Here is a 1,553-nt window from a genome sequence, read left to right on the forward strand (position 1 = left end):
AGTAGGCAGTAGGCAGTAGGCAGTAGGCAGTAGGCAGTAGGCAGTAGGCAGTAGGGAGGGAATGTAGGTTTTAACATCGGTATAAAATCTAAACTCCTATTTTTCAGTACTTCTTCTCTCGATAACTTTTTTGTGTTGAATAAAAAATCATATGTATGGGCGAGTTACCCCCACTAACATAATAATACCATATTTTTTTTGACTTTGAGAATCCTGTTGCCTTCCATTCAGTTTTTTTTGGTGCTTCACAGAATGATAATTTGTACCAGTAGGATAAATCTTCTGTTTACCCACTAGCTTGACTGTGCAACTAAGTCTAAAACCAAACTCCTATTTCTCTGTACTTCTTCCCTCGACAACTTTTTTGCGTTGAATAAAAAGTCATGCGTATGGGCGAGTTACCTCCAATAACATAATACTACCACTTTTTCTTTGACTTTGAGAATCCTGTTGCCTTCCATTCAGGTTTTTTTGGTGCTTCACAGAATGATAATTTGTACCAGTAGGATAAATCTTCAGTCATAGAAACTCATAACTAATAAACATCTCTAGAAAAGAAGGAGTAGAGAGTAGGGAGAAAGGATTAATGATGTATGTAGGAGAATTAATTTTATTTTTTATTATTGGAGATGTCTAATCAAGTTGCACTTGTTAAGCTGGCAACTTTATATTTAATTTTTTCTTATAGATACTCTAAATTTTAGAACGTGAAAATTGATACTATAATAATTGTACTTCTGCTCAACAATAAACATTAAAGTAACTTAACAGGACAATTATGCAATCAACAACAACTCAATTAAATACTTCAAATATGGATATGCCAAAATATGGTTTACCAGTGACAATAATTACAGGTTTTCTTGGTAGTGGAAAAACTACTTTACTCAACCATATATTGCAAAATCAACAAGGTGTAAAAACTGCAGTTTTAGTCAATGAGTTTGGAGAAATTGGTATTGATAATGAGTTAATTGTTTCTACCGATGGAGATGACACAATGGTAGAACTTAGTAATGGTTGTGTTTGCTGCACTATTAATGAAGATTTAGTTAATGCTGTTTATAAAATTTTAGAAAGACCAGACAAAATTGATTATATGGTTGTAGAAACGACTGGTTTAGCTGACCCATTACCAGTAGCTTTAACCTTTTTAGGTACTGAGTTACGAGATATGACTCGCCTAGATTCAATTATTACTTTGGTCGATTCTGCTAACTACAGTCTTGATTTGTTTAACAGTCAGGCAGCATATAGTCAAATTTTTTATGGCGATATTATTTTGTTAAATAAAACTGACCTAGTTGAGGAGGCAAATTTAGAATTATTAGAAGTGAAGATTAGAGATGTTAAAAAAGATGCGAGAATTATGAGGACGAGCCAATCACAAGTAGCTTTGCCGTTAATTCTCAGTGTGGGTTTGTTTGAGTCGGAGAAGTATTTTGAAATAAAAGAAGAAGCTCATAGCCATGACCACGACCATGATCATCATGACCACGACCACGATCATCATCATCACGGCCATGACCATGACCATGACCATCATCATCACG

The 1,553-nt window shown here is 34.4% G+C and carries 1 protein-coding gene; it reads left to right on the plus strand.

The features are described 5' to 3' along the window. Positions 1–778: 778 nt before the first annotated feature. Positions 779–1,553: CobW family GTP-binding protein (locus AC3DU7_RS15465; protein WP_488040223.1), on the plus strand; the 775-nt coding region annotated here is incomplete at its 3' end.

The organism is Okeania sp. (genome assembly GCF_983059655.1).